At 48.9% G+C, this 438-nt stretch carries 1 protein-coding gene; it reads left to right on the plus strand.

The features are described 5' to 3' along the window. The coding region (locus tag EWU23_RS13755; RefSeq protein ID WP_205753195.1) for a hypothetical protein at positions 1-438 on the plus strand (438 nt) is incomplete at both ends.

Consider the following 438-nt stretch of genomic DNA (forward strand, 5'->3'; position numbering starts at 1 on the left):
TGCGAGTGGAAATACAGCGACAACCTACAGTGGAGCTAAGTCCATCACATTCAGTGGCGCGAATGCCTCGAGCAGTCCAGTGACGAATCCAACGGTAGCAAGTACGGACTTTGGCACAGCGACAAGCCTTACTTTCAGCAATGGAGTAGCCACGGTGAGCATGGGCTTATTCAAAGTAGAGTCGGCACAGATTGTAGCTACCGATGGATTGGTGAGCACAAGTGGATCAGATCGCTTGAGTGTAACCGTGAGTCCAGCCACCTTCAGCAAATTAGCTTTGAGCTTGACCGGACCACAGATCAACGGAGTAGCGTTTACAGGAACTAATAGCTTAACAGCACAAGATGCCTATGGCAATACAGTAACGAGCTTTGATGCCAGCAGCAATAACATTACAGTAAGCACGAGCTTAAGTGGAGCAATCACAGGCTTATCAGG

The organism is Aquirufa beregesia, from assembly GCF_011090385.1.
GTDB classification, from domain to species: Bacteria; Bacteroidota; Bacteroidia; order Cytophagales; family Spirosomataceae; genus Aquirufa; species Aquirufa beregesia.